This is a genomic window from Flexibacter flexilis DSM 6793 (assembly GCF_900112255.1).
GTDB classification, from domain to species: domain Bacteria; phylum Bacteroidota; class Bacteroidia; order Cytophagales; family Flexibacteraceae; genus Flexibacter; species Flexibacter flexilis.
Window position 1 is genome coordinate 232,761 of record NZ_FOLE01000001.1, and the last position, 25,398, is coordinate 258,158.

A 25,398-nucleotide genomic window follows, 5' to 3' on the forward strand; every position below is an offset into this window, starting at 1 on the left:
TTGAACAAAAGATACGCTAAAAAACTAAGATTTGGAACGATTCAGATGCGTTTCTACAATTTCTAATACTTCGCTTTTCTGAAATGGCTTAGGCAAATAATCATCGCCACCCGCTTCGGCTGTGAGATGCTGCGCTTCATTACGGCTTAGCGCAGACATAAATACGATTGGCGTATCTTTAATTTCTTCGTGTTGGCGTAGGGTTTTGCAAACATCATAGCCACTGATTTCAGGCAAATTAATGTCCAATAAAATGAGGTCTGGCTTACGCCTCAGCGCCACTTTTACGCCCTTTGCGCCATCTTGCGCCATCAGAAAATTATATCCTTTATCCCCAAGGAAGTCCATCAACACACGCATATTGGTTGTGTTATCCTCAACTATCAGTATGTTCACTTCCTCCTTCATAAGCGATTTTGCTTGTAATGTTGTTGTGTGAGCGTTTGATCATGGTAGATTCCAAAATAAGCTCAATGGGTTTGAGAAGCAATAACAATAAAAATTTAAAAGAAAGCAACAAGTAAAAATTGGACTGAGCAAAATTCTGGAAAATATTTTCCAAGATTTCCTCTACCAAAAAGATAGAGAAAGACACGACCAAAACGATCGTAGTAGCCCTTTTACCAGCTCGTGTGCGCAACAATTGATCAATAGTTTGTTGTAACTCTTTGTTTTTATGTTCGATAAGCGACTGCGAAGCCTGCAAACTGCGTAAAGCACCGCTCAACTCTTCTGTTCGTTCTTCTACAAGAGCCTCCAAATTGGTGTTAAGATGGTGTAATTCATTACTTTTTACACTCAATTCTTCATTGGAAACGGCCAAATCTTCGTAATTGCGACGGAGTTGTTTGTTGAGTTGATATAACTTAATTTGAGAATCTACACGGACAATAACTTCTTCTTTTTGAAATGGCTTCACGATATAATCCGTGCCACCCACTTTAAAGCCATTGACTTTATTTTCAATTTGGTTCAGGGCGGAAATAAAGATAATGGGAATATCTTGTGTTTCGGGGTCAGCTTTCAGGATCTTACAAATCTCAAAACCATTCATTCCTGGCAAATTGATGTCGAGCAAAATGAGGTCTGGCTTACGCCTACGCGCAATACTGATGGCTCGATTACCTTCTTGGGCAATCAAGAAATTGTAGTTGTTTCCTCCCAAAAAATCGGTTAATACCTGCAAATTCAGGGAGTTATCTTCTACAATTAGTATATTGATAGGTTCGTCTTGTTCGTTTGTTGTTGTCATTATCCCAAAGTGGCTAATCGCCCAATAATATCATCAATTTTATCAAAATTAAATTCTTTGGCTTCTCTGCTAACATAAGCCTTAAATTTACTTACAATTTCATTGTCAGCGAAGGGTAAAGTATCAATTAGTTTTTCTAATTTTTGATAGTCTCCATCTTCCACCAGTTCCGTTAATTTCTCAATAGTATTTTTGTTTAGGAGTGTATGCAATTGTTCGATTTGCTCTGTATCAAAAGCAAAATAATCGCGTTTAGAATGTTCTGGTTCGCTAATATCTGAATATTGTAATTCTAATCCTATTTGATGGGCAATAGTTTCGACCAAAGTTTCGGCTTTGTACGGCTTGGACATAAACTCATCAAAGCCTATATCAAAAAATTCTTGGCGACGATTATTAAAAACACTAGCAGTTAATGCAATGATTTTCATGCGTTTACCCCATTCTTTTGCCTTGATAATTTGCGTAGATTGCTCTCCACCCATTACGTCCATTTTTATATCCATCAAAATAACATCAGGCATAAATTGTTCTGCTTTTTCGATGGCGATAAGTCCGTTAGTGGCCGTTTCTATTTGAAAATGATAGAGTGTCAGGAGCTTTTCGGCTATGTCCAAATTAACAGGATTGCCGTCCACTACCAATACTTTGACTGGCTGCGGACGGTTATAACCCACAATTTTCTTGTTAGCAGACGAGTTTGCTCTTTCCGCCTTTTCAATGACTTCTACATCTATGGCAAAAGTAAAAATGCTGCCTCTATTCAACTCGCTTTCTATTTTTAAGAAACCGCCCATCATTTCTACATAGTTTTTGGTAATGGCAAGTCCCAAACCTGTGCCGCCTTCCGTGTTGAGTTGGTCATAATGTTGCTTAAATGGCTGGACAATTTCCTCAATTTTATCCGAAGGAATGCCGCGCCCTGTATCTTGTACCGAGAAGCGAACTTGTCCGCTGGGATCAAGGCTAACACGTAGGCTGACTTTGCCAGTTTGCGTGAATTTTACGGCGTTGCCCATCAGGTTTATGATACACTGACGCAGCTTGCCCGCATCAGCACGCAAATATTGAGGAACATTTGCATCTACATTTACCTCTAAAGTAAGTCGTTTTTTCTCGCATTTTAGGCTGAATAAATTATAAATACCTTCCAAGAAATGGTTGATTTCAAATTCTTCGGGGTGCAATTCCATTTTACCCACCTCAATTTTGGTAATATCCAAAATATCGTTGATAAGCGTGAGCAAGTGCATTCCGCTTCGATTGATAATGCTAATTTTTTCACGATGTTTTTCGGGAATATCTTGCTGCTCTGCCAACAGTTGTGCATAACCCAATACGCCATTGAGTGGCGTGCGTAGTTCGTGGCTCATGTTGGCCAAAAACTGTGATTTGATACGGTTGGCATTTTCGGCCATTTCTTTGGCCTTGATGGCTTCTTCTTTGGCTTTGATGGCCTCGTCTTGTGCCTGAATCGCTTCTTTGCTGGCGTGTGTAAGCTCATCATTGAGCGCGCGAATAGCGTGATCGCGTGCGCCGATTTGCTCCAACATTCCATTAAATCGGTCGTAGAGGCGGCCTGTTTCGTCGTCGCCTAACTTCCTCACACGAATAGAATAATCCCTTTCTTTGGAAATACGGTCGGCAACATCAGCCAAATCCACGATGGGTTTGGAAATGAGGCCTTGCAAAAAGAATGAAAAAATTCCAACCAATACAAACATCGACAAAATGAGTATCCCCATCAGAATAAACAGATATTCAATTTGTTGCGTGAGTTCTATGGTCGTACAACGCACCACGATAGAGCCTTGCGGCTGGTCTATTTTGGTTTTGTAGATCGGCTTGGTAATAATTAGGTATTGGCCATCGTAAAAAGTGCCAGCTTTTCGCTTTAGCTCCGCAACTGGCGGAATACTGGTAGAATCTTTATGATATTCAGCAAATAAATTGCCGCTGGCATCAAGCACTACTGCATCCTTTAATTCTTCAAAAGAATCAAAGCTGTGCAAATAGCCATATGCCATATCAGTATCCTCAAATTCGAGAGCAGCGGCAATGTTTTTACTCACAATGTCTATGGCAACTTCATTACGTTTGATGAGGTTTTCGCGCATCAAATGTATTTCACGAGGAACAACTATTGCAAAACTTAAAATAATGACTATCAGAAATATAAGCTGTGTAGAACCAATAATTTTGTTTCTGATAGATAAATTCTGAATAAATCCCTTTAGCGAAAATTTTGACATAGACGAAAGTTTATTAGTTGTTTACTCAATGATTCGGAGAGCGACTTCATAAATAGGAGCACTCAAACTTACGTTAGATTCTCGAATAGATTTTCGATTAATTTCAAACTTGACCTTAGAGCCAACCATGACCAAATAAAACATAGAGCCTTGCTGAAACACACTTTCTTTATCGCAAAAAGTAAGAATCTCGTTTTTATGAGCTAATTCAATAATATTCTGTACAGAGCTTGTCGTTTGCTCACAAACAAAGATGGCATTGCATTGCAACACCTGAGATTGATTATCTATTTTACGCAATTCTACATTTTTGCCAGCTATTTGATAATTTGTCGGAATGCTAATTTGTGCACCTTCAGGTAAACGCCCCACAATACCAATAACAAATATGTCATTATTCAGAGCAGGCCATTTGGCATAACTGCATATTTTGCATAAAATCGCTCCCTTTACCGCATACTCCGTTTTTGGGGTTTGCATGGCGGTTGTCAATAACAGGGTAATAATCCCCCCAATATACAATTTATAGATAGTTTTGAGCATAAAATTAGAAGTGATTGTATAGCCTAATATTCTATCATTTTTTGAAATTGCCAAAGAAGGGTATTTTTGTTTTAAAATATTCTACGCATTATTTAAAACTGTTCTTGTTTTATAAATACAATTATAATACACTATAACTAAATAAAATTAAACAAATCTTTATAAAATTATTTTTTGTATTTTATTTTTTTATACAAAAATACATTTTTTCATTGTAATATTTTCTATTCAAAAACAATGTTTTGTTAATTATATCTTATTTTATTGTTGAATATTCTAAAAAAGAAAGGACAGCATTCTATAACGAAGGCTGTCCTTTTATATAACTAACTTATTTTTAAGCCATTTACCACAAATTTGTCGGGCGTGAGCAAGGTCGTTCCATCGTTATCTCCTACGGCTGCTAACACCAGACATTCACTCCAAAAATTAGCAATTTGCTTGGTCGGGAAGTTAATAACGGCCACAATTTGCTTACCTATTAGATCTTCGGGTGTGTAACGTTGCGTAATTTGAGCTGAAGATTTGCGTATGCCAATGTCTTGCCCAAAGTCAATTTCGAGTTTGTAGGCGGGACGTTTGGCTTTCTCAAAAACTTCTGCCTTCAGGATAGTGCCTACGCGCATTTCTACTTTCTCAAAATCTGCCCATGTTAGTGTATTTTCGTTCGCCATTATTCCATCACAATTTTCAAAACCTGCCCTTTACGAATATGGTTTTCTTTTGAAATATTGTTTGCTTTCATAATGCTGGCGGCCTTTACGTTGTATTTGGCGGCTATTTCCGAAAGACTTTCACCATTACGAACCGTATGCAGCACTTCTTTTGGATCGCTGCTGTTTTCTTGTGGCTCGGTGGCAGGGCTACTTTCTTTTTGGTCGTTTGCGGGCACGGCAAAACCATTTTCATCTAAAGCCATTGAATCCGCGGGGCTTTCCATCATGGCCGTATCGCCCATCAAACTATCAGGAAAAACAATGTTCGTCTCTAATGTTTCGTTCAATGCGGGATTGGTCGGAATCAAAATAACATAGCTTTTGCCGTCTTTTACCGTCAATCTATTTTTGCGCAACCAAGGGTTATATTGCTTCAAAATTTTATAGCTAATTCCTTGAGCAATAGCAAAATCCGTAAGACTTGGAATCGTTTTGTTTACACGTACTTCGCGCGTTGGTTCTATTTTGTAGAGGTGGCGCGGGTTGATGATAAAGCCGTATTTTTCGGGGTCTTCCATCACGATTTTTAGTGCTAATACCCGAAATACATAACGTGCCGTTTCCTGATTGATGAGTACGCTATAATACGACTTCATTTTTTGTTCGCGCATCACCCGCGACAGGCCGCCCATGCCTACGTTGTAGGAAGCCAAAGTACTTGTCCAGTTGGTAAGCGAACGTTTGGCGCGTTTGAAATATTGGCAAGCCGCGTGCGTGGCCTTAATCGGGTGGTAGCGTTCATCGACTTCTTCGTTTACTTCCAACCCAAATTCGCGAGCCGAAGCGGGCATGAGCTGCCAGAAACCAGCCGCCCCGCGCGGAGAGCTGACGTTTTCGAACATACTCTCAACAGCCATCACGTATTTAAAATCTTCGGGAACTTCGTATTGCTGCAAGATCGGTTCTACTTGCGGAAACCAACGGTTCGCACGTTTGATAAGCAAAATCGTGTTGGATTGCCAGTAGGCATTCATGTGAAATTCTTTGTCGAATCGCTCATAAATATCTATGTCGCGGAGCGGAACAGATTCGCCTGCAAAATTCAAATCTTCGGGAATTTCTAAAGAATAAACTTGATAGCGAGAACTTTGTAACGGACTGAATTGCGGCGTATTGGGCAAGCGGCTATATAAGTGATAGCCAATCAGTAAGGCGATGAGACTTAAAAAAAAATACGTTTGATAGCGTTGCAGCCAAAGGCCAATATTGCTCCAAAATCGTTTGTTTTTTTCTGAAAAAGAATCTGTATCGAATAATGATGCCATAAGCAAAAATAGCTCAGATTGAGAGACCTAATAAATAAAATGGCTCGCCCTAAAGGGGCAGAGCCAATAAAAACACAATAAGTTATTGGTTTGCAAATATAGCTGCTCTAGAGGACTTCTCGAACAAAAAAGTCTTAAAAGTTTGGTTTGAGCATATATTTTGAATAAAAATCGTCGATCACCTTTACGGCTTCCGTCGGGGTATCCACGATATTAATCAGGTTCAAATCTTCTGCATTGATGTTATGTTCTTGGTTGAGCATTACGTCTTCAATCCACTTGAAAAGACCTTCCCAGTAGCTACGACCTACTAATACAATCGGGAAACGTGCGATTTTTTTCGTTTGAATAAGCGTAATCGCCTCAAACAATTCGTCGAGTGTACCCATACCGCCTGGCATGACGATAAAGCCTTGCGCGTATTTCATAAACATTACTTTTCTTACGAAGAAATAATCAAAATTGAGCATTTTGTCGCGGTCAATGTATTGATTATTAAATTGTTCGAAAGGAAGCACAATATTCAGACCTACGGACTTGCCGCCTTGTTGGTATGCACCTTTATTACCTGCTTCCATGATACCTGGGCCACCGCCAGTAATTACGCCGTAACCATGTCTTACGAGTTTGGCTGCAATTTCTTCAGCCATTTTATAATATGGGTTGTCGGCTTTGGTGCGAGCAGAGCCAAATATCGACACGCAAGGGCCTATTTCTGCTAATTTTTCAAATGCACTCACAAACTCAGACATTACCTTAAAAATCGTCCAAGAGTCGTTTGTTTTTATCTCGTTCCAATCGCGTGTTTGAAACGCTTTGCGTATTTTTTGTTCGTCTTCGTTCAAATTGATTTCTGTCATTGGTGTTTTTTATTTACTGAAAAAAACTGGATTATTGATGCTTTTCACGGCCTTCAATCAATTGATTTTTTTAGGCAAAAGCCCGCAATATTCGTTTTTTATTCTCAAAAAAGCAAATATGTAAACGTGATTCAGCGAATTAAAAATAAAAAACCTCTTACACATGTGTAGTGTAAGAGGTCGGCAATGATTTTGAAAATCAATTTTTTACCAGCGGATAAGAGCTGATGCCCACGTAAAGCCGCTACCGAAAGCCGCCAAACAAATCAGGTCGTTTTCTTTGATGCGCCCTTCCGCCCAAGCCTCGCTCATGGCAATTGGGATAGAAGCGGCGGTCGTGTTGCCGTATTTGTGAATATTGCTCACTACTTTGTTTTCGGGGAGTTTGAGCGTATCGCGTAAATAATTGGTAATGCGTGCGTTAGCTTGGTGTGGCACAAGCAAATCAATGTCGTCTGCGGTGTAATTGTTGGTGCTGAGAGCTTCCTGTACGGCTTCGTTCAGACGCGTAACCGCATGTTTGAACACGGCATTTCCATTCATATAAGGCTCTGCTTCCGACAAATCGGTGAGTTGCTGTACGTCAGGATAACGGCGGTTTGGCATGCTGCTGCTCGGTGCTTTTACGATAAGCTCTTCGGCAAAACGCCCATCGGCGTGTAGATGCGTGGACAAAATGCCTTTGCCTTCCTCCTCAGTAGCTTGCAGAATAACAGCTCCTGCCCCATCGCCAAAAATAACGGCCATCCCTCTGCCCTCATCGCTGATATTGAGAATAGATGACTGGATTTCTGAGCCAACTACCAAAATGGTTTTGTACATTCCTGTACGAATAAATTGGTCGGCAATTGAGAGGGCATACACAAACCCCGAACATTGGTTGCGAATATCTAACGCGGGTATGCCTTCCAGTTCCAGCTCGCGGCCAAGCAAAACGCCAGAGCCAGGGAAATAATAATCGGGGGTAATGGTAGCAAATACAATAAAATCAATGTCTTTGGCTTGGAGGCCCGCTCTTTCGAGGGCTAATTTGGTGGCACGTGTGCCCATGTTGGCTACCGTATCTTCTCCCAAAGTGAAGAAACGGCGTTCTTTAATTCCCGTTCGCTCGGTAATCCACTCATCGGACGTAGCCATCTTCGTGGAAAGATATTCATTAGTAATAACATTCTCGGGGACGTAATGACCAATCCCTACAATTTTACTTTTTTTCATTCTTTAATGATAATTGGATTGTTTGGTGTTGCTTTTTGTTGCTTTTGTAGTTTTTTGGTGGTGTTTGCCCATAAAACTTACAATGACAATTGTTATGCTTTGTGTGGCAACCCAACACGACAAAGTGCAAATTTTCGAACAAACTTATAAAAAAAATAAAAAAATGTTCAGACCGCCGCTGTATTGTACGAAATCGAAGCAAAGATGTTTTGAAAAAAAATTGAACATTTTTGATAGATAAGCGCAATAGCATTACCTGTAACATTATTGTTTATGGTTTTTCATAGAATCAAGACTTTTAAAATAGACTTTATAAAAATTAAGAAACACTCCATTATTTTTTTTGAATTGCGCTGATAAGGCCTGTTTGGGGTGTATTTTGTTTTGTTCAAAACCATGATTTTTTGCATACGTTTGCGTAAAGAGTTTGCAATGTTTATTGCGAAACTTTCAAACAAAATATCACTACAACTGTTTATATATCACAAAATACCGTTATAATTGCGGCTTCAAATCTTCTGAATTTTGTCCTCAAATTCTGTTAATATGAAAGAATCTTATTTACCTTCTGACTATCTGCCTATTATTGTTCAGTTTGTGGCAGCTTTAGGCTTTGTGGTTACTTCCATTATTGCTACGCACTTGCTCGGCCCTAAGCGTAACAGCCAAGTAAAAGACGAATCTTGGGAATGCGGTATTGAAGCACATGGTGATGCGCGTACACCTATCTCTATTAAGTACTTTTTGATAGCTATTCTTTTTGTACTTTTTGACGTGGAGATTATCTTCATGTATCCTTGGGCAGTCAATTTCAAAGAGTTTGTAAAAGAAAGCCAAGGCGGTTTTGCTATTTTCGGAGAAATGCTCCTGTTCATGGGTACGCTTTTAGCAGGCTTTTATTACATTATCAAAAAAGGCGTATTGAAGTGGGAATAGGTAATTTATATTCCTTCTAAATAATAAATACACGAGTTTTGACTTTTACTCAAGATTCACCAGAAAAAGTCGTAGTAAATACACAAAAATCGAAGTCGCTTCCCGACTCAAACATATAAGATTATGGTAAAAATGGAAGATGCCCCTCAGGGTGTAGAAGGAGCTGGGTTCTTTGCTACATCTTTAGACCAAGTGGTAGGTATGGCGCGTAAAAATTCACTATGGCCATTACCTTTTGCTACTTCTTGTTGTGGTATTGAGTTTATGGCCACGATGGCTGCCACTTACGACATTGCGCGTTTTGGTTCGGAAAGACCAAGTTTCTCGCCTCGCCAAGCCGATTTGTTGATGGTAATGGGCACAATCGCCAAGAAAATGGCACCAGTTGTGCGTCAAGTGTACGAACAAATGGCCGAACCTCGTTGGGTGATTGCCGTAGGTGCTTGCGCTTCAAGCGGTGGTATTTTTGATACTTACAGCGTGTTGCAAGGTATTGACCGCGTAGTGCCTGTGGACGTATATGTGCCAGGTTGTCCGCCTCGTCCCGAACAAATCATCGAAGGGCTACTCAAAATACAGGAGTTGGCTGCTACCGAGTCGGTTCGTCGTCGTAACGCTCCCGAATACCAACAGTTGTTGGCTTCTTACAATATTAAATAATAAGTAAAAAAGAAGGCAAACCAGCAATGGCTTGTCTCTTGCTTTTTTATATCAACATCTGAAATCAATATAGCGCAAATGCTTACCAATCAAGCTGTAATCGAAGATATTAAGCAAAAGTTCGGCGATGCTATTGCCGATGTGCACGAACCCTATGAGCTACTGACTTTCACTACCACGCGTGAAAACATCGTGGCTTTGTTGGAATATCTGCGCGACCACCAAGAATTCCAGTATATATTTCTGACCACCATGTGCGGCGTGCATTTCCCCGACCGCAAAGGTGAGGAGTTGAGTGTCGTGTATCAATTGCACAGCCTTGTGCATAATCACCGCTTGCGTATCAAAATATTCTTCCCTATCGAAGATGCCGTTGTGCCAACTATTACAGGTCTATGGCCTGCGGCCAACTGGATGGAACGCGAAGCATACGACTTCTTCGGAATTGTATTTTCGGGACACCCTAATCTTATCCGTGTGCTCAACATGGAAGATATGGATTATTTCCCACTTCGTAAGGAGTATCCCGTAGAAGACCCAATGCGCCGCGACAAAGAAGACGCAATGTTTGGACGATAATTGAGGCCGATTTATCAAACTCAAAACAGAAAGTTATGTCTGAAATCAAATTGAATAACAACCCTGCCAATGAAGCTGAGGTTGTCTCTTATATAAACGAACTTACAACCCTAAACTTAGGGCCAACGCACCCCGCTACGCACGGTATTTTCCAGAATATCTTGCAAATGGACGGCGAAAAAATCGTTTCGGCTGTGCCGACTATCGGTTACATTCACCGTGCGTTCGAAAAATTGGCAGAACGTCGTAACCTCTACCAAATCACGACCCTAACCGACCGCATGAACTACTGTTCGTCGCCTATCAACAACTTAGGCTGGCACATGACCGTAGAAAAGCTGTTGGGTGTGGACGTGCCTAAGCGTGCGCAATATATCCGCGTAATCATGATGGAGTTGGCGCGTATCGCCGACCACCTGATTTGTAACAGTATCTTGGGTGTGGACTCTGGTGCGTTTACGGGCTTCTTGTACGTTTTCCAAGAAAGAGAAAAAATCTATGATATTTATGAGGAGGTTTGCGGTGCACGTCTTACGACCAATATGGGACGCATCGGCGGCATGGAACGCGACCTTTCTCCAGTAGCCATTCAAAAAATTAAGGATTTTATCAAAGGATTTAAGCCTGTAATGCAGGAGTTTGAATCGTTGATGAATCGTAACCGCATTTTCGTGGACCGCATCAAAGACGTAGGCGGTATTTCGCCAGAACGTGCCTTGCAATATGGCTTTACGGGGCCAAACTTGCGTGCCGCTGGCGTGGACTACGACGTGCGCGTCATGAATCCTTATTCTTCGTACCAAGATTTTGAATTTGATATTCCTGTCGGTACAAAAGGCGATACTTACGACCGCTATTTGGTTCGTAACGAAGAAATTTGGCAAAGTGTACGCATCATTGAGCAAGCCCTTAACAACTTGCCAGCAGGCGACTATCACGCCAACGCTTCGCACTATTATTTGCCGCCCAAAGAAGAAGTTTATCGCAACATGGAAGCTCTTATCTATCACTTCAAGATAGTAATGGGCGAAATAGATGCACCAGTAGGAGAGGTTTACCACTCCGTAGAAGGTGGCAACGGTGAGTTAGGTTTCTATCTTATCAGCGACGGTGGCCGCACGCCATACCGTTTACATTTCCGTCGTCCGTGCTTTATATACTATCAGGCTTACCCTGAAATGATTAAAGACACGATGCTTTCGGACGCTATCCTTATCCTCAGTAGCTTAAACGTGATAGCGGGAGAGTTAGATGCCTAATTCTCTGGGTTTCAAATTTTTATAAGAAGTAAACACGAAAAGAAAATGGTTGAAACAACGCATAACGAAAACGTGCAGTTTCCTGCCGAAGCCCTCAAAAGGGTGCAAGAGATTATTAGTCATTACCCAGAAGGAAAGCAAAAATCTGCCCTTTTGCCCGTATTGCACTTGGCACAAACTGAATGGGGCTGGTGTAGCGTTCCCGTAATGGATTATGTGGCTTCTTTGTTGAGCATTGAGCCTGTAGAAGTATATGAGGTTGCCTCTTTCTACACGATGTTTCACTTAGAGCCAGTCGGAAAATATGTGTTAGAAGTTTGTCGCACAGGCCCTTGCGCTTTGCGTGGCGCGGATGAGTTGGTAGAACATTTGGAAAATAAATTGGGCGTGAAAGTAGGCGAAACAACAGCAGACAAACGCTTTACCATCAAAACCGTAGAATGTTTGGCCGCTTGTGGTGGCGCGCCTTGCTTGCAAGTAAAACTCAAAACCTTCAACGGTGATTATAAATATTACGAAGACCTCAACCCGCAAAAGGTTGATGAGCTTATCGAAAAAGAGTGGGTGTAATTGCCTCGCTATTCCTAACGCTCAAAATTCATTCGTAGTTTTATAAAAGATAAACTCATTGTTGAAGCAAAAATACTCGTAACATCATGGGATTAAAGATATTAACCGAACATATTAACACGCAAGGTATCGAAACTTTCGAGGTGTATCGCCAAAAAGGTGGCTACCGTGCCGTGGAAAAAGCCCTTAAAACTATGTCGCCAGACGATGTGGTGGAGGAAGTAAAAAAATCGGGCTTGCGTGGTCGTGGGGGAGCAGGTTTCCCGACGGGCATGAAGTGGAGTTTTATTGATAAAAAATCGGGCAAACCTCGCTATTTGGTTTGCAACGGCGACGAAAGTGAGCCAGGTACTTTCAAAGACCGCTACTTGATGTCGCACAGCCCGCATACATTGGTAGAAGGCATGATTGTGTCCAGCTATGCGTTGGGTACAAACACTTCGTACATTTATTTGCGCGGCGAAATGCTGTATGTAGTAACGATTCTCGAAAAAGCCATTGCAGAGGCTTACGCCAAAGGCTTTTTGGGTAAAAATATTTTGGGAAGTGGCTACGACTTAGACATTTATGTTCAGTCGGGTGGTGGTGCTTACATTTGCGGCGAGGAAACGGCTTTGCTCGAATCGCTCGAAGGCAAACGCGGCAACCCACGCAACAAACCGCCTTTCCCAGCGATTGCAGGTCTTTATGGTTGCCCGACCGTAGTAAACAACGTAGAATCTATCGCGGCTGTTTCGTGGATTGTGAACAACGGAGGCGAGGAATACGCAAAAATTGGTATTGGTCGCAGTACAGGTACAAAATTGATTTCGGCCTCTGGCCACATCAACAAACCAGGTGTTTATGAAATCGAATTGGGCGTACCAGTCGAGGAATTTATTTACTCTGACGAATATTGCGGCGGCATCTGGAAAGGCAAAAAAATGAAAGCGGTTGTAGCTGGCGGTTCGTCAGTACCGATTTTGCCAACAGAACTTATTCTTAAAACTGTCAATGGCGAAAATCGCTTGATGACCTACGAATCCCTTTCGGATGGTGGTTTTGCGACAGGTACAATGCTTGGTTCGGGTGGTTTTATCGTCATGGACGAAGACACTTGCATCGTGCGTAACACTTGGAATTTTGCGCGTTTCTATCATCACGAATCTTGCGGACAATGTAGCCCATGCCGCGAGGGTACGGGTTGGATGGAAAAAGTGTTGCACCGCATCGAATACGGACACGGCACATCGGCGGATATTGATTTGCTGGTGAGCGTAGCCAAAAAGATAGAAGGTAATACGATTTGTCCGCTTGGAGATGCGGCAGCGTGGCCAGTGGCTGCGGCTATTCGCCATTTCCGCGACGAGTTTGAGTGGCACGTGAAAAATCCTTCGCAAGCACACATTTCAGGCCCTATTTATCGCCGTGAAGCGGTAACCGCCTAATTATCAGTCAATAAAAAGAACTTCCAACCTTGGTTTTGATACTATGGAGTTAATAAAAATTACTTTTGATGGAATAGAAGTAGAAGTAGAACCAGGTACTACCATACTTCAGGCAGCACGCAAAATCGGTGGCGACGTAGTGCCGCCTGCGATGTGCTATTATTCATCGCTCAAAGGTAGCGGTGGCAAATGCCGTGCTTGTTTGGTGAAAGTTACGCAAGGTTCGGCCAAAGACCCGCGTCCGATGCCAAAATTAGTGGCTTCGTGTATTACGGGCGTGCAAGATGGCATGGTGGTAGAAAACACACTTAGTCAGGACGTTTTGGACACGCGCAAAGCGGTAGTAGAATTTTTGTTGTTGAATCACCCGCTCGACTGCCCAGTTTGCGACCAAGCAGGCGAATGCGATTTACAAAATTTTGCTTTCGAACATGGTGCTTCTGCGACGCGTTATCAGGAAGAACGCCGCACTTTCGATAAAATAGATATTGGCCCTTACGTGCAGTTGCACATGACGCGTTGTATTTTGTGTTACCGCTGCGTATTTACAGCCGACCAACTTACTTCAAAACGCGTTCACGGCGTAATGAAACGCGGTGATGCTGCCGAAATCAGCACTTATATTAGCAAATCTGTTGAAGGCGAATACTACGGCAACATCATTGACGTATGCCCAGTGGGTGCGCTTACCGACAAAACTTTCCGTTTCAAAAACCGTGTTTGGTTCACTAAACCAGTGGACGCACACCGCGACTGCGACAAATGCAGTGGTAAAGTGGTACTTTGGTACAGAGGCGATGAGGTGTTGCGCGTAACGGCTCGCCGTAATGCTTACAACGAAGTAGAACGCGAATCTTTCATCTGTAACACTTGCCGTTTTGAGAAGAAAAATACCAGCGATTGGGTAATTGAGCAACCTCGCGCTATTTCCAGAACGTCGGTTATTTCTCAAAATCACTACTTAGGCAATTTGCAAAAGCCTGATTTCCAACTCAAAGTAGCGGAAAGAGATTACAAGGCAATTGACGATACGCATCCTAAATTGGTAGAATATAAAGTAAACAAAGAGTAAAGGCTTGCATAAAGTCTTTATTCTTTATTTTGTAAAGCATATAAAATTTAAAAGAAAGTATCAATGGAAAATACTGTACTGTTGGTTAAAGCCATTATCATACTCCTGATTTTTGGAATTACCTTATTGATAGCTACATATTCTACCTATGCGGAACGTAAAATCGCAGGTTTTTTGCAAGACCGCTTGGGGCCAAACCGTGCGGGGCCATTTGGTTTGTTTCAACCGTTGGCCGATGCGGTAAAAATGTTCTTCAAAGAAGAATTTATTCCTGCTCGTTCTAACAAATGGCTGTTTATTGCAGGGCCTTGCTTGGCCATCACGACGGCTTTGATGTCGAGTGCGGTTATTCCGTTCGGCAACACGTTAGAAGTTGAAGGTCAGGAGATTAGAGTGCAAGGTGTAGAAGCAAACATCGGTATCTTGTATATTTTTGGTGTGGTTTCGTTGGGCGTTTATGGTGTAATGATTGGTGGCTGGGCTTCTAACAACAAATTCTCGTTGTTGGGTGCGATTCGTGCTGCATCTCAAAACATTAGCTACGAATTAGCAATGGGTATGTCTATCGTGGCAATCCTGATGAGTTCGGGTTCGCTTAACTTGTTCGACATCGTAAAACAACAAGGTGAGCCGCTTTTGGGTATTTCTGGTTTCTCTTGGAATATTTTTTACCAACCTTTGGGCTTTATCATTTTCTTGATTTGTGCTTTTGCTGAGACCAACCGCACGCCTTTCGATTTGCCAGAGTGCGAAGCCGAGTTGATTGGCGGTTATCACACCGAATATAGCAGTATGAAATTGGGCTTTTATTTGTTTGCCGAATACATCAACATTTTTGTGGCTTCTGCCGTAATGTCTGCGATGTATTTTGGTGGCTACCATTTCCCATTCATCGACAAATTAGGTTTGCCTCACAACGTTTTGACTATCGTCGGAACACTCGTGTTTTTCGGTAAAATAGTAGCTTTCATCTTCTTCTTTATGTGGGTTCGTTGGACGCTTCCACGCTTCCGTTACGACCAACTCATGAATTTGGGCTGGAAATCGCTTATTCCTTTGTCAATTCTTAATATTATCCTGACAGGTGCGGCGATTATGATTAAGCAATACTTTTTCAATAACTAAAAAGTATTTGATTATCAGTTATTTGATAACTTAAAAAAGTATGTGCCATGCAAAAACTATCCAATAGAGCTAAAAAGATAGAACAAAAGCCCCTGACGCTTTCTGAGCGTATGTATTTGCCTGCTATTGCGCAAGGCTTGGGCATTACCATTAAGCACTTTTTCAGAAAGAAACCAACCATACAATATCCTGAGCAGCAACGCCCGATGAGTTCGGTGTACAGAGGTTTGCACGTGCTCAAACGCGACGAACAAGGCCGCGAAAGATGTACGGCTTGTGGTTTGTGTGCGCTTTCTTGTCCTGCGGAGGCCATCTCGATGGTGTCGGCAGAACGCAAAAAAGGAGAGGAGAATTTGTATCGTGAAGAAAAATACGCAGCGGTTTACGAAATCAATATGTTGCGTTGTATTTTCTGCGGTTTGTGCGAAGAGGCTTGCCCGAAAGCAGCTATTTTCTTGCAAAGCGACAAACTTGCTCCTGCATTCTTTGAGCGCGAAGATGTGATTTTCGGCAAAGACCGCTTGGTTGAGTCGCTTGACCGCAAGCGTGCGCCTAAGTCCGTGAAATCAGGACTTACTGATTCTGACCGTTATGTGAACAATGATTTGGTTCGTGTTCCCAAAAAACGCTAAGCATCGGTTGCTCTTTTCTTAAAAATTGTAAAAAACTTTGTGAAAAAACTTTAAAATTTTCACTTTACTAATAAATTTACAGCTTTTTATCGCTCATCTTTTATGGCAGATAAACTCTTTTATTTTCTTACATTCTTGGCCTTACTCAGTGCGCTGATGGTGGTGTTTTCGCGCAACCCAGTGCATAGCGTTTTGTACCTGATACTTACGTTTTTCTCCCTTTCTGGCCACTACGTTTTGCTCAACGCCCAGTTTATTGCTGCCGTGAACATTATTGTGTACGCAGGTGCTATCATGGTACTTTTCTTGTTCGTGATTATGTTCCTGAACATGAAAAGTGAGCATGAAGTCCACAAAAGTAATTTGTTCAAAGTGGCTGCGTCCATTGCGGGCGGTATGCTGTTGGTCGTGATTGTGGCCGTTCTGAAAGATGCCAACTTGCACAGCGTAGATGAAACCACTTTCGACTCGCAAGTAGGTTTGGTCAAAAGTTTAGGTAAAGCCCTTTTCACACGTTTCTTAGTTCCTTTCGAATTGGCTTCGATTCTGTTGTTGGTTGCGATGGCTGGTGCTGTAATGCTCGGCAAACGCGAAGCGGGAGAACGTAACACATTCTAATCAATTACAGATACTTAAGTTTATTGTACAATAAATACGATACCAATGCACGAAATACCTGAGGTCATTAAGACCATTCCGCTAAACTACTATGTGTTTTTTGCTTCCGCTCTGTTTGTGATAGGCATAGTAGGTGTACTCACGCGCCGCAACGCTCTGATTATTTTCATGTCCGTAGAGCTTATGCTCAACTCCGTGAATTTGTTGCTAACGGCCTTTTCGGCTTATCGCTCCGACCCGAACGGTCAAGTGTTTGTGTTTTTCATTATGGCGGTAGCTGCCGCCGAAGTAGCCGTTGGGCTTGCCATTATCGTCATGATTTACAGAAATGTACGCTCCATAGACGTAGAGTTGATGTCCAAACTCAAGTGGTAACCGATTGGTTCATTTTTATACTAAAGAAAAACTCCATTCCCATAGGAAAAGTTATTTACTCATTATAATAAATTAAACTGTATGCAATTGCTCTGTATTTTGATTCCTTTGCTACCATTGATTGGCTTCACTATCAATGGCTTAGGATTTCGTAAAGTACCAAAGAGTGCGGTAGGGCTTATAGGCTCGGCGGCGGTGATAGGCTCGTTTGTTCTTTCTTTGTTGGTATTCAGCCAGTTTTTGGCTGGTGGCAGCACTCCGCAGCGCGTACTACTTTTCGATTGGATTACCGTAGCAGACCTACATATTTCTTTCTCTTTCCTCATCGACCAGCTTTCTCTTATAATGTTGTTGTTGGTGACGGGCGTAGGTTCGCTTATTCATATTTACTCCATTGGCTATATGCACCACGACGAAGGTTTCGGTAAGTTTTTCGCTTTCCTTAACTTGTTCGTGTTCTCGATGTTATTGCTGGTAATGGGTTCTAATTACGTGGTAATGTTTGTTGGCTGGGAAGGCGTAGGGCTTTGTTCTTACTTGCTTATCGGCTTCTGGAACAGAAACACCAATTATAACAATGCTGCGAAAAAAGCCTTCATTATGAACCGCATCGGCGATTTGGGCTTTTTGTTGGGTATTTTTATGATTATTGCCAATTTCGGCAGCGTTGAATATGCCGACGTGTTTGCGCAAGCAGGTACAAAATTGGCTATCAATAGCGCAGCGGCTACGGCTATCACGCTATTGCTTTTTGTGGGTGCAATGGGTAAAAGTGCGCAATTGCCGCTTTACACTTGGTTGCCCGACGCGATGGCAGGTCCAACTCCAGTTTCGGCACTTATCCACGCCGCTACGATGGTTACAGCTGGTATCTACATGATTATTCGCTCGAATGTGTTGTATTCGCTTGCGCCTACAACGCTTGAGTTTGTAGCCATTATCGGCCTTGCAACTTCTCTTTTTGCCGCTACAATCGGTATTTTCCAAAACGACATCAAAAAAGTATTGGCTTACTCTACGGTGAGTCAGTTGGGTTATATGTTTTTAGGCTTGGGCGTGATGGCTTACTCGTCGTCTATGTTCCACGTCCTGACACACGCTTTCTTCAAAGCCTTACTTTTCTTGGGTGCGGGTAGCGTAATCCACGCCATGAGCGACGAACAAGACATTCGTAAAATGGGCGGTTTGCGTAAAGCATTGCCAATTACATTCCTTACGTTTCTGATTGGTACCATCGCTATTTCTGGTATTCCGCCGTTTGCTGGCTTTTTCTCCAAAGACGAAATTTTGGCGCATGTGTACGAACACAACAAAGTAATGTGGGCGTTTGGTGTGTTGGGTTCGATTATGACATCGTTCTATATGTTCCGTTTGTTGTTCTTGACTTTCTTTGGCGAGTTCAGAGGTAGCGAACACCAAAAATCACATTTGCACGAGTCGCCATTTTCGATGACTTTCCCGCTGATGGTGTTGGCGGTATTGTCGGCGGCAGGCGGTTTGCTTGGTGTGCCAGAAGTATTTGCAGAAGGCAAACATTGGTTAGCTAATTTTATGAGTCCGTTGTTTGCACAAGCAAAAGCAGCGAACCCAGAGGCGTTTGCAGGTCATCACCTCGACCACTCGACTGAGTTTATGTTGATGGGCGTTTCGGTGGCGGCTGCGGTGGTTTCGGCTATTGCTGCGTATGTGGTGTATGTGAGCAAAAAATCGGTGCCAGTGGCCGACGGCCAACCTATTCCAGCTTTGCAAAAAGTGGTGTACAACAAATATTATGTGGACGAAATTTATGACACCGTATTTGTAAAACCATTGTTTGCGCTTTCTACGTTTTTCTATGCCGTAATCGAATTTTTGGTAATTGATTTGGCCGTGAACGCCGTAGGACAATTGGTAAAAGGTTTGAGCAGTTTGTTCCGACAAATCCAAACGGGTGTTACAGGCTTCTATATCTTTGTGATGGTGGCAAGCATCACGTTGATATTAGTGTTGAATTTCTTTATTCTGTAAAAAGCTGTAACCTAATATTTTAGAATATTTATTCTCATAGATAGAACGATATGATAACACTTGGACTGATTGCCTTACCGCTTGTTTCGGCTGTATTACTGCTGTTCATGCAAGGCGAAAGCACAAAAAAGATAGCTTTCATCGCTACGCTCATTGAGTTGGGTTTGGCTTTGGCGGCTGTGGCGCAATTTACTGCTGATGCTTCCGTACAATTTGCTGTTAATTTCCCGTGGGTTGCTTCGGCTGGAATTAACTTTAGTTTGGGAATGGACGGCATAAGCCTTTTACTTGTAATTCTTACTACATTCCTGATGCCTTGGATAGTGCTTTCTACTTTCAAGCATCATTATAAAAATCCTTCGGCTTTCTACGCGCTTATACTGTTCATGCAGGCGGCCTTGATTGGTGTTTTCACGGCACAAGATGCAGTGTTATTCTACCTTTTCTGGGAAGCGGCCTTGATTCCTGTGTATTTCTTGGCAGGCATTTGGGGTGGCGAACGTCGCGTGGCTGTAACTTTCAAATTCTTTATTTACACGATTTTCGGTAGTTTGTTTATGTTGGTGGCTTTGGCTTACCTGTATTTCCAAACGCCAGGCAATCACTCTTCAAGCCTTGAAGCGTTTTATGCGCTAAAACTTGATGAGTCTGCACAATGTTATGTATTCTGGGCTTTGTTCTTGGCTTTTGGTATCAAAATGCCAGTATTCCCGTTCCATACTTGGCAACCAGATACTTACACCGAAGCACCTACACCAGCGACAATGCTTTTGTCGGGTATTATGCTTAAAATGGGTATTTATGGCGTGATTCGTTGGCTTTTGCCTGTTGTGCCGCAAGCCGCAGCGCATTGGGGTACGTTGGCCATTGTTTTGTCGGTAATTGGCATTATTTACGGCTCTATTATCGCCATCAAACAACAAAACGTAAAACGTTTGATTGCTTATTCGTCGTTTGCACACGTTGGCCTAATGGCGGCAGGTGTTTTCTCGCTTACGCAAAACGGTTTGCAAGGTGCTATGGTACAGATGCTTTCGCACGGTATCAACGTAGTAGGTTTGTTTTTTATCGTGGAAATAATTTATAGCCGTATCCAAACGCACGAAATTGAGCGAATGGGCGGTATTACGCGCAACACGCCAGCCCTTACCATTTTCTTTATGATTTTGATGCTTGGTAGTGTGGCTTTGCCGCTAACCAACGGCTTTGTGGGTGAATTTTTACTTTTGTCTGGTGTGTTCCAGTATAATGTTTGGTTTGGAGCGATTGCGGGCGTTACGATTATCTTGGGAGCGGTTTATATGCTGCGTATGTTCCAAGGCGTGATGTTTGGCGAACAAAGTTCACTTACTACCAACTTCGGCGATATTAGCTTTGTAGAAAAAGCGACGTTGTTCCCGTTGGCTCTGATGGTGTTTTGGATTGGCTTATATCCTGCACCGTTCTTGAACATGACTGCGCCAGCCGTAGAACATTTATTACAAGTTATAGCCCGATAAAATGCTGTTTTACAGCTATTTTTGAATTGATTTTTCAAAAAAAGATACTACACGATGATACCAATTATTCTATTATCGGTTTTCGGAATCGCTAATCTTTTTCTCGGATTTCAGAAAACGCGCAATATGTTACTACCCGCAGCCGTGCTGTTTTTGTTGGTAGTGTTTGGTGCAAATGCTTATTACTGGAACAATGCGCCAACAGAAGCGTATTTTGCGGAAATGATGACCGTAGATAACGTGTCCGTTGCCTTTTCGGGTATTGTGATACTGGCGGCTCTCTTGATTCTGCCGCTTTCTACGCGCTATTTGTCCGACCCACACGCCCAACCAGCCGAATATTACTCTATTCTGTTGTTTTCGGTGGTAGGTGCTATCATGATGATTTCTTTTGAGAATATCATTATGTTGTTTGTGGGAATTGAAATTCTTTCTATTGCCATGTACGTGCTGACGGGTAGCGAAAAACGCAATCTTCGTTCCAATGAAGCCGCCCTCAAATATTTCTTGATGGGTTCGTTTGCCACAGGTATTTTACTTTTTGGCGTGGCTTTGGTGTACGGTGCTACCATGTCGTTCAGCTTACACGAAATTGCGGCACGCATTACCAACTTGTCAGGCGACAATGCCCCAATGCTTTACATGGGTCTTACGTTCATGTTGATTGGTATTTTGTTTAAAGTGTCGGCTGCGCCGTTCCATTTCTGGACACCAGACGTGTACGAAGGTGCGCCATCGTTGTTCACTACGTTCATGTCCACTGTCGTAAAAACCGCAGGTTTTGCAGCATTGTACAAATTGCTTTCGGTGTCTTTCGGCCAAATCTATGATTTCTGGTGGGTGAGCATCGCGACGATGACCGTTCTGACTTTGATTATTGCCAACCTTACAGCTGTTTATCAGCAAAGTTTCAAACGCATGATGGCGTATTCGAGTGTGTCGCACGCGGGTTATTTGCTTATTGCGGTGGTAGCTCTCAACGACAAATCGCTACAAGCCATCTTGTTTTATTCGTTGGCTTATACAATAGCAACGGTGAGTGCTTTCGGCGTAATGATGGCCGTAGCTTCTGAGCGTGGCAACGAAAACTACGACAGTTTCAATGGTTTGGGTAAAAGCAATCCGTTTTTGGCTTTCGTAATGACGGTGGCCATGTGTTCGTTGGCTGGTATTCCGCTTACGGCTGGTTTCTTTGGTAAATTCTTCATCTTCGTAAGTGCCGTAGAACGCGGTCTTACTTGGTTGTTGGTGATTGCCGTGTTGGCTTCGGCGGTGAGCATCTACTACTATTTCCGTGTGGTAATTGCCATGTACATGAAGTCTTCAAACGAACCAAAAGTAGCTGTTCACAGCAACTACAAAACCGTTTTGGCTATTACGACTATGCTTACATTGATTTTGGGTTTGCTCCCAGGCTTAGTAAGCGAAATGTTCTAAAAATATTGATTTAGATAAAAAAAACAGGCAAGTGATATGTTTCGCTTGCCTGTTTTTTGTTTATGCCTTTCGGGTGGCGGCGATGGCGTACACCATCGGGATTTTATTCCCCAAATGCTTGATTCTGAATTTCCCTGTTTCAAATTCTTCGGTTTCGCGGAAGCAATCGTAAGGCGAATAATCATATTCATCAAAAGAATTTATATCCAGACCATTACGAATCAGGCTATTGAGTACGTCCGAAACGGGGTGATTCCACATCACATATTTTTGCGTAATGGTGGCGTTGCGGTCGGCATACGTGCCGCTTTCGGTTTCTACGATCGCTCCATCGTTGAAATAATTGTAGGCTACTTTTTGGAACGAATCGTCAAACATCCACACGACGGCGTGAAATTCCACAAAAACCAAACGGCCATTGGGTTTGAGAAAATGCGCAATCACTTTGGCCCATTTGTCCAAGTCGGGCAGCCAGCCGATAGTGCCATAACTGGTAAAAACCACATCGAATTTTTGGTGCAGATGCTGCGGCAGCTCGTAAATGTCAGCACAGATAAACTCTGCTTGTAGCTGCGTTTGGTGGGCTAATTCTTGGGCTGCCGTGATGGCTTTGTCCGACAAGTCCACGCCCGTAACCACTGCACCCAAATGTGCCAACGAAAGCGTATCTTGCCCGAAATGACATTGCAAATGCAAAATTTCTTTGCCTTTCACCTCGCCCAATAAATCTTGCTCAATGCTTTTGAGTGAGTTTTTGTGCGCCAAAAAGCCCGCTACATCATAAAATTCGGATTGTAAATGCGCTTCTACACGTCCGTTCCACGACTGGCGGTTTACGTGCAAATAATTGGCGGCTACTTCTCCCAAAAAGTCCTGATTTTCTGCCATAGTTTTTGCAATTTTTTTAATCAAAGATACATAAAACCTTTATTCTTTATAGAAGAAAGCAATGTGCCAAACTGGTTTTTATCTGTCCACCTGAAGTTTTCCGCTGCCATACGTGCCCCAAGAATCAAAATAAGAGCCACCATATAAGAACCAATCCAAGCTTTCCAGATATTGAACGGCATTGCTTGGCGTAATGGTTTGTAGCTCACCTGCGCTAATAATGCCTCTATAATAACGGCCTGACTTCCTAAATGACTCAAATTCAACAAAATAGTTAAGCCATATCGTTCCGCAATGAATACAAGTTTCGTGGGTTACTTCCGCAAATCGGCCATTGGTGTCGTCCGTGCCAATAAAGTGAGATTGATAATCTGTATAATGCGGTGGCGGCACAAAGCATTTACATCGGTTTTGAGGAAGGTTTTTCATGGTTCGTTCCGAGTAATCTAACTAAATAGAATATTGGCTTAAAATATAGGAAGTGCTGCTATAAACGTAGGCAATATACACTAAGATTAAATACTAACATATCAAAAAAATCCCTTGTGTGCGTTCGGGCAGCATACAAGGGATTTTTGAGATTTTTAGTTTCCAATTTATTACTAATCAACCAATTTGAGGCTAACCTCAATGTTGCCGCGTGTGGCGTTTGAGTACGGACAAACCGCGTGTGCAGCTTGCAAAAGGCCTTCGGCTACGCTACGTTCCACATTCGGGATTTTCACTTCTAAGGCTACGGCCAATCCGAACCCGCCCGCTTCTGTTTTGCCGATGCTTACGTTTGCCGTTACGACGGTATCTTGCACAGCTACTTTTTGCATACGCGCCACCAAATTCAGGGCACTATCAAAACAAGCAGCATAACCCGCCGCAAAAAGTTGTTCGGGGTTGGTGTACGCGCCACCTGTGCCGCCCAACGATTTTGGCATACGCACTTCCAAATTCAAAACGTCGTCCGATGAACGAACGTGGCCGTTTCTACCACCTTGGGCAGAAGCTTGGGCTGTATAAAGGATTTCCATGATGAGGTAAACTTAACTGTTGTTGGATTGAGGATTTATTTTATTTAATAATTTGTAAAGTTGTTCTCTAAGTTGCAGAAATTCAGTAATATCCATACCAAATTCACAAAACATTTGTGGCGGAATGGCTTTGGCTTTTTCGCGTAATTGTGTGCCTTCATCCGTGAGCCGAATCCAAACTTTGCGTTCGTCTGCCGTGTCTCGTTGGCGTGTGAGCAACCCTTTTTGTTCCATTCGCTTGAGCAATGGCGTAAGTGTTCCCGTATCCAATAACAAAGCCTTACAAAGTTCTGATACGCTGGCTTGCGGTTGTTCCCACAAAAATAACATAATCAAATATTGCGGATAAGTAAGGTCAAGCTCTTTGAGATGCGGTTGGTATAGTTGCGTAATACTCCGCGAAAGCGCGTACAGCGGAAAGCAAATTTGCTCATTTAATTTTAGCCCGTCTTGGCTGCTGTTTTGTGCTGCTTCGTTGTTCATGCTACAAATATAGTGTACAATTATATTGCATACAATATAATTTTGAAAAATATTTTAAATAAAAACATAAACGACTGATAATAAACAAATTGAATTTTCATAATTAATGAAAAGAATAAAAATAAACCCCAAAAGTAGAGGGACTTCGGGGATTTATTGAAAGAACTTAAGCTTATTGCGTTTGTAAATGTGCGATGGTAGCTTTGCAAATTTGTTCGAGCTTGGCCGTATCGATGTCCGCTAATTTTTTGATATAGATACAGGCTTTGCCCATTTTGTATTTGCCCAACTCGGCCAACAAATTCGTTTGGTTTTGGTCTGGCGTATAAACATACAGCGAAAATTCGGCTTTGCGGGGCGAAAAACCAATCAGCGGCGCATCGCCTTCGTGTCCGCTGGCATATTTGTAATGATAACTTCCGAATCCGACAATAGAGCCGCCCCACATTTTGGCTTCACAGCCCGACCATTCGCGCATAAGTTCCACGAGACGAAAACTATCGTTTCTTTTTTCTTCGCTGTCTGTGCTGCTGTTCAGAAAATCTATAACACTTATTTCGGAGGAAACAGTTTTATTTTGCTTAGCCATATTTTTTGTTTCTGAATTACATATTGAATAAGTCAAAGTTAAGCAAAAAGGAATAGAGGTATTGCTAAATTTTAGCATACTAAATGTCTATTTTTTGCAAAAAACCCTTATAGCGGC

27 protein-coding genes are annotated in these 25,398 nt (G+C 42.3%); 14 read left to right on the forward strand and 13 right to left on the reverse strand.

The features are described 5' to 3' along the window. Positions 1-24: 24 nt before the first annotated feature. The 8 genes from BM090_RS00925 to BM090_RS00960 all read right to left on the reverse strand — a co-directional run bounded on the left by BM090_RS00925 (position 25) and on the right by BM090_RS00960 (position 8,103). A complete protein-coding gene (locus BM090_RS00925; protein ID WP_091505882.1) occupies positions 25-408 on the reverse strand; it encodes a response regulator in 384 nt (127 codons plus the stop codon). Next, the gene (locus BM090_RS00930; RefSeq protein WP_091505884.1) at positions 377-1,252 is read right to left on the reverse strand and encodes a response regulator; all 876 of its coding nucleotides are present in this window, start codon (positions 1,250-1,252) and stop codon (positions 377-379) included. Before BM090_RS00930 ends, BM090_RS00925 begins: the two co-directional genes overlap by 32 nt. Further along, a complete protein-coding gene (locus tag BM090_RS00935) occupies positions 1,252-3,504 on the reverse strand; it encodes an ATP-binding protein (RefSeq protein WP_091505886.1) in 2,253 nt (750 codons plus the stop codon). The genes BM090_RS00930 and BM090_RS00935 overlap by 1 nt, the downstream gene beginning before the upstream one ends. Before the next feature lie 21 nt (positions 3,505-3,525). After that, positions 3,526-4,101: a YfiR family protein gene (locus tag BM090_RS00940; protein ID WP_091505888.1), complete on the reverse strand. Its 576-nt coding sequence runs from the start codon at positions 4,099-4,101 to the stop codon at positions 3,526-3,528. A 272-nt stretch (positions 4,102-4,373) separates the two neighbouring features. Next, positions 4,374-4,721: a tRNA-binding protein gene (locus BM090_RS00945; protein ID WP_091505891.1), complete on the reverse strand. Its 348-nt coding sequence runs from the start codon at positions 4,719-4,721 to the stop codon at positions 4,374-4,376. Next, entirely contained in the window at positions 4,721-6,028 is a 1,308-nt protein-coding gene (locus BM090_RS00950) for a lytic transglycosylase domain-containing protein (protein ID WP_091505893.1), read from the reverse strand. The genes BM090_RS00945 and BM090_RS00950 overlap by 1 nt, the downstream gene beginning before the upstream one ends. 134 nt (positions 6,029-6,162) lie before the next feature. Further along, positions 6,163-6,888, reverse strand: a complete 726-nt coding sequence (locus BM090_RS00955) for an LOG family protein (RefSeq protein ID WP_091505896.1) — start codon at positions 6,886-6,888, stop codon at positions 6,163-6,165. A 207-nt stretch (positions 6,889-7,095) separates the two neighbouring features. Then, positions 7,096-8,103, reverse strand: coding sequence for a beta-ketoacyl-ACP synthase III (locus tag BM090_RS00960; protein WP_091505899.1), 1,008 nt, complete (start codon positions 8,101-8,103; stop codon positions 7,096-7,098). 546 nt (positions 8,104-8,649) lie between these two features. On the opposite strand from BM090_RS00960, the gene BM090_RS00970 reads away from it, so the two are divergent. The 14 genes from BM090_RS00970 to BM090_RS01035 all read left to right on the forward strand — a co-directional run bounded on the left by BM090_RS00970 (position 8,650) and on the right by BM090_RS01035 (position 22,299). Further along, positions 8,650-9,039, forward strand: a complete 390-nt coding sequence (locus BM090_RS00970; protein WP_091505905.1) for an NADH-quinone oxidoreductase subunit A — start codon at positions 8,650-8,652, stop codon at positions 9,037-9,039. A gap of 123 nt (positions 9,040-9,162) precedes the next feature. Further along, the gene (locus BM090_RS00975) at positions 9,163-9,699 is read left to right on the forward strand and encodes an NADH-quinone oxidoreductase subunit B (RefSeq protein ID WP_091505907.1); all 537 of its coding nucleotides are present in this window, start codon (positions 9,163-9,165) and stop codon (positions 9,697-9,699) included. A gap of 78 nt (positions 9,700-9,777) precedes the next feature. Then, positions 9,778-10,278 carry an NADH-quinone oxidoreductase subunit C gene (locus tag BM090_RS00980; RefSeq protein WP_091505910.1) on the forward strand — a complete coding sequence of 167 codons (501 nt, stop codon included), beginning with the start codon at positions 9,778-9,780 and terminating at the stop codon, positions 10,276-10,278. Positions 10,279-10,313: 35 nt separating this feature from the next. Further along, positions 10,314-11,537, forward strand: coding sequence for an NADH-quinone oxidoreductase subunit D (locus tag BM090_RS00985; protein ID WP_091505913.1), 1,224 nt, complete (start codon positions 10,314-10,316; stop codon positions 11,535-11,537). A gap of 45 nt (positions 11,538-11,582) precedes the next feature. Continuing rightward, positions 11,583-12,107, forward strand: a complete 525-nt coding sequence (locus BM090_RS00990; protein WP_091505916.1) for an NADH-quinone oxidoreductase subunit NuoE family protein — start codon at positions 11,583-11,585, stop codon at positions 12,105-12,107. A gap of 86 nt (positions 12,108-12,193) precedes the next feature. Then, entirely contained in the window at positions 12,194-13,534 is a 1,341-nt protein-coding gene (gene nuoF / locus BM090_RS00995; RefSeq protein ID WP_091505919.1) for an NADH-quinone oxidoreductase subunit NuoF, read from the forward strand. A 43-nt stretch (positions 13,535-13,577) separates the two neighbouring features. Continuing rightward, positions 13,578-14,606 carry an NADH-quinone oxidoreductase subunit G gene (locus tag BM090_RS01000; protein ID WP_091505921.1) on the forward strand — a complete coding sequence of 343 codons (1,029 nt, stop codon included), beginning with the start codon at positions 13,578-13,580 and terminating at the stop codon, positions 14,604-14,606. A 63-nt stretch (positions 14,607-14,669) separates the two neighbouring features. Continuing rightward, the gene (nuoH, locus tag BM090_RS01005; RefSeq protein ID WP_091505924.1) at positions 14,670-15,731 is read left to right on the forward strand and encodes an NADH-quinone oxidoreductase subunit NuoH; all 1,062 of its coding nucleotides are present in this window, start codon (positions 14,670-14,672) and stop codon (positions 15,729-15,731) included. A 47-nt stretch (positions 15,732-15,778) separates the two neighbouring features. After that, positions 15,779-16,363: a NuoI/complex I 23 kDa subunit family protein gene (locus BM090_RS01010; RefSeq protein ID WP_091505927.1), complete on the forward strand. Its 585-nt coding sequence runs from the start codon at positions 15,779-15,781 to the stop codon at positions 16,361-16,363. A 102-nt stretch (positions 16,364-16,465) separates the two neighbouring features. Beyond that, positions 16,466-16,981 carry an NADH-quinone oxidoreductase subunit J family protein gene (locus BM090_RS01015; protein WP_091505928.1) on the forward strand — a complete coding sequence of 172 codons (516 nt, stop codon included), beginning with the start codon at positions 16,466-16,468 and terminating at the stop codon, positions 16,979-16,981. 45 nt (positions 16,982-17,026) lie between these two features. Beyond that, the gene (gene nuoK / locus BM090_RS01020; RefSeq protein ID WP_091505930.1) at positions 17,027-17,356 is read left to right on the forward strand and encodes an NADH-quinone oxidoreductase subunit NuoK; all 330 of its coding nucleotides are present in this window, start codon (positions 17,027-17,029) and stop codon (positions 17,354-17,356) included. 81 nt (positions 17,357-17,437) lie between these two features. After that, positions 17,438-19,363 (forward strand): NADH-quinone oxidoreductase subunit L, encoded by a 1,926-nt coding sequence (gene nuoL / locus BM090_RS01025; protein ID WP_091505931.1) that lies wholly within the window; start codon positions 17,438-17,440, stop codon positions 19,361-19,363. 50 nt (positions 19,364-19,413) lie between these two features. Next, the gene (locus tag BM090_RS01030) at positions 19,414-20,862 is read left to right on the forward strand and encodes a complex I subunit 4 family protein (protein WP_091505933.1); all 1,449 of its coding nucleotides are present in this window, start codon (positions 19,414-19,416) and stop codon (positions 20,860-20,862) included. 54 nt (positions 20,863-20,916) lie between these two features. Continuing rightward, on the forward strand, positions 20,917-22,299 hold the full coding sequence (locus tag BM090_RS01035) for an NADH-quinone oxidoreductase subunit N (RefSeq protein ID WP_091505934.1): 1,383 nt from the start codon (positions 20,917-20,919) through the stop codon (positions 22,297-22,299). Between the two features lie 60 nt (positions 22,300-22,359). On the opposite strand, the gene BM090_RS01040 is transcribed toward BM090_RS01035, so the two are convergent. The 5 genes from BM090_RS01040 to BM090_RS01060 all read right to left on the reverse strand — a co-directional run bounded on the left by BM090_RS01040 (position 22,360) and on the right by BM090_RS01060 (position 25,281). Next, positions 22,360-23,187, reverse strand: a complete 828-nt coding sequence (locus BM090_RS01040) for a class I SAM-dependent methyltransferase (RefSeq protein WP_091507756.1) — start codon at positions 23,185-23,187, stop codon at positions 22,360-22,362. A 78-nt stretch (positions 23,188-23,265) separates the two neighbouring features. Beyond that, on the reverse strand, positions 23,266-23,616 hold the full coding sequence (locus BM090_RS18115) for a hypothetical protein (protein ID WP_143083830.1): 351 nt from the start codon (positions 23,614-23,616) through the stop codon (positions 23,266-23,268). A 173-nt stretch (positions 23,617-23,789) separates the two neighbouring features. Further along, positions 23,790-24,209, reverse strand: coding sequence for an organic hydroperoxide resistance protein (locus BM090_RS01050; protein WP_091505938.1), 420 nt, complete (start codon positions 24,207-24,209; stop codon positions 23,790-23,792). 12 nt (positions 24,210-24,221) lie between these two features. Next, entirely contained in the window at positions 24,222-24,692 is a 471-nt protein-coding gene (locus BM090_RS01055; protein WP_091505940.1) for a MarR family winged helix-turn-helix transcriptional regulator, read from the reverse strand. A gap of 172 nt (positions 24,693-24,864) precedes the next feature. Further along, the gene (locus BM090_RS01060; protein ID WP_091507760.1) at positions 24,865-25,281 is read right to left on the reverse strand and encodes a DUF1801 domain-containing protein; all 417 of its coding nucleotides are present in this window, start codon (positions 25,279-25,281) and stop codon (positions 24,865-24,867) included. Between the last annotated feature and the right edge of the window lie 117 nt (positions 25,282-25,398).